The sequence below is a fragment of the Mycobacterium sp. TH-M82 genome, from assembly GCF_057473605.1.
In genome coordinates, this window is record NZ_JBYCKY010000907.1 from 1 (window position 1) to 3005 (window position 3005).

The 3005-nt window shown below is 67.2% G+C and carries 3 protein-coding genes; all 3 read left to right on the forward strand.

What is annotated here, in order from left to right:
- Positions 1-1332: MCE family protein (locus AC2VON_RS26620; protein WP_486955454.1), on the forward strand; the 1332-nt coding region annotated here is incomplete at its 5' end.
- Positions 1332-2486 carry a virulence factor Mce family protein gene (locus tag AC2VON_RS26625; protein ID WP_486955455.1) on the forward strand — a complete coding sequence of 385 codons (1155 nt, stop codon included), beginning with the start codon at positions 1332-1334 and terminating at the stop codon, positions 2484-2486. The genes AC2VON_RS26620 and AC2VON_RS26625, both read left to right, overlap by 1 nt.
- Positions 2480-3005 (forward strand): MCE family protein (locus AC2VON_RS26630; protein WP_486955456.1); only part of this gene is annotated, 526 nt, incomplete at its 3' end. The genes AC2VON_RS26625 and AC2VON_RS26630, both read left to right, overlap by 7 nt.

Here is a 3005-nt window from a genome sequence, read left to right on the forward strand (position 1 = left end):
GTGATCGTCAACCCCACCCTGGTGGCCGCGCGCAACATCCAGTTGGAGCCGCCGTACAAAGGCGGCCCGGTGCTGGCCGACAACGCGGTCATCCCGGTCGAGCGCACCGAGGTGCCCACGGAATGGGATCAGTTGCGCGACAGCGTCGCCGACATCATCGACAAGCTCGGCCCGACACCGCAGCAGCCCAAGGGACCGATCGGCGACGCCATCGAAGCCTTCGCCGACGGACTGGCCGGCAAGGGCAGGCAGTTCAACGCCACGTTCAACAACCTGTCGCGAGCGCTGACCGCGCTGAACGAGGGCCGCAGCGACTTCTTCGCGGTGGGGCGCAGCCTGGCGCTGTTCGTCAACGCGCTGCATCAAGACGACCGGCAGTTCGTCGCGTTGAACCAGAACCTGGCGCAGGTCACCGATCGGCTGACCCGCTCCGATCGTGCCCTGGCCGATGCGGCGCAGCAGCTCGACGATCTGCTGCCCACGCTTCGTCCGTTCCTGGCCAAAAACCGCGAAGTGCTGGCACACGACACCAAAAACCTCGCCGACGTGACCACCACCCTGGTCCAGCCCGAACCCCTGAACGGCTTGGAGACCTGGCTGCACGTCATGCCGACCACCGCGGCGAACATCGGCAATTTCTACCACCCGGTCAACGGCGCCTTCATCGGCAACACGATGGGCTTTCTCGGCAACTTGTTCAACAACCCGCTGCTGCTCATCTGCAGCGCGATGCAATCCGGCAGCCGGCGCGGCTACCAGGACACCGCCGAGCTGTGCGCGGAGTATCTGGCGCCGATCCTGGATGCGATCAAGTTCAACTACCCGCCGTTCACGTTGAACATCGCCAGCACGGCGGTGGTGCTCCCTAAGGAGGTCGCCTATACCGAACCGCGGCTGCATCCGCCGAACGGGTACAAAGACACCACCGTCCCCGGGATCTGGGTGCCCGACACACCGCTGTCGCACCGCAACACCCAGCACGGCTGGATCACCGGGCCGGGAATGCAAGGGGTGCAGGTCAACCCGATCACGGCCAGCCTGATGACGCCGGAGTCACTGGCCGAACTGATGGGCGGCCCGGATATCGAGCCCGGTCCATCGCAGTACCAGACGCCGCCGGGCTACATCAACGCCTACAACGAGGAGGCAGGTCCGTTGCCTTACGGCGGACTCAATGGCCCGGCGCACCCGATACCGCCGCCGCCGCCGGGCCCCGACGTGATCCCGGGTCCGGTGCCGCCGGTACCGCCGCCCGGTCCGCCGGGCCCCCCCGCGCTGGCCGGCGGGCCGCCGCCCGCCGAGGCGGCCGCATCGACCGGGCCGGGCTCGTGATGGCCCGCCTGCGCCACCGGGCGTGGCAGGCGCTGGCTCTGCTGGCGGCCGCAGTGATGTTGAGTTCCTGCGGATGGCGCGGCATCGCCAACGTGGCGCTGCCCGGTGTTCCGGGCAGCGGCGCCGACTCCTACACGATCTATGTGCAGATGCCGGACACGCTCGCGCTCAACAACAACAGCAAGGCGATGGTGGCCGACGTCTTTGTCGGGTCGGTGCGGGCGATCACCCTGAAGGACTGGGTCGCCACCCTGACGGTGGGCCTGGAGAAGAACGTCAAGTTGCCGAAGAACGCCACCGCCAAGATCGGGCAGACCAGCATATTGGGGTCGCAGCACGTGGAACTGGCGGCGCCACCGGATCCATCGCCGCAGTTGCTGAAGGACGGCGACACCATTGCCCTGCAGAACTCCTCGGCATATCCGAACACCGAGCAGACCCTGGCCAGCATCGCGCTGATTCTGCGCGGCGGCGGCATCCCGAATCTGGAAGTGCTGCAGAACGAGACCTACAACGTGTTGAACGGGCGAGCCCCGCAGATCCGCGCCCTGCTCGGCAAGCTGGCCACCTTCACCGGCCAGCTCAACGAGCAGCGCGACGACATCAACCATGCCATCGACTCCACCGACCGGCTGCTGGCCTACGTGGCCAACCGGGCGGACGTGCTGGACCGGGCGCTGACCGACTTCCCGCCGCTGGTCAAACATTTCGCCGAGCCGGGTTATCAGCGCAATCTCGTCAACGCGACCGAGGCGACGGGGCGGCTGAGCGCCGTCACCGACCAGTACCTGGGCGCTGCGCGGAGCAATCTGCACACCGACCTGCAACACACGCAATGCCCGCTCAAGGAGGTCGTCAAGGCGGCGCCCTATCTGAACGGCGTGCTGAAGGTGCTCTTCAGCCTGGTCCCGCCCGACGCCAGTGAGAAGTCGATCCGCGGCGACTACACCAACGTCTCGATCCAGCTGGACGCGACCTACGCCGCCATCGACAACAGTCTGCTCAGCGGGACCGGATTGATGGGGCAGCTGCGGGCGCTGCAGCAGTCCTACGGCCACGATCCGGAGATGATGATCCCGGACGTGCGGTACACCCCGAACCCCAACGACGCGCCCGGCGGGCCGCTGGTGGAAAGGGGGGACCGCAATTGCTGACCCGCATCATCAAACGCCAACTGATCCTGTTCGCCGTCATCACCGTGGTCGCCCTGACGGTGCTGGGCTGGTACTACCTGCGGATTCCCCGGCTGCTCGGCATCGGCGTGTATGAGCTCAAGGCCGACCTGCCGGCTTCGGGCGGGCTGTATTCCACCGCCAACGTGACCTATCGCGGCTTCACCATCGGCAAGGTCACCGCCGTCGAACCGACCGAGCAGGGCGCCCAGGCCACCATGAGCATAAATAACCGCTATAAAGTCCCGGTCGATGTCAGCGCGAACGTGCATTCGGTGTCCGCGGCCGGTGAGCAGTATCTCGACCTGGTGCCGACCGGCAATCCCGGGCGCTATCTCTCGCCGGGGCAGACCATCACCAAGGGCACGGTGCCCCGTGCGATCGGTCCCGCGCTGGACGCCGCCAACCGCGGGCTGGCGGCGCTGCCCAAGGACAAGATCAGCGCGGTGCTCGACGAAACCGCCCAGGCGGTCGGTGGGCTGGGGCCGGCGTTGCAGCGCC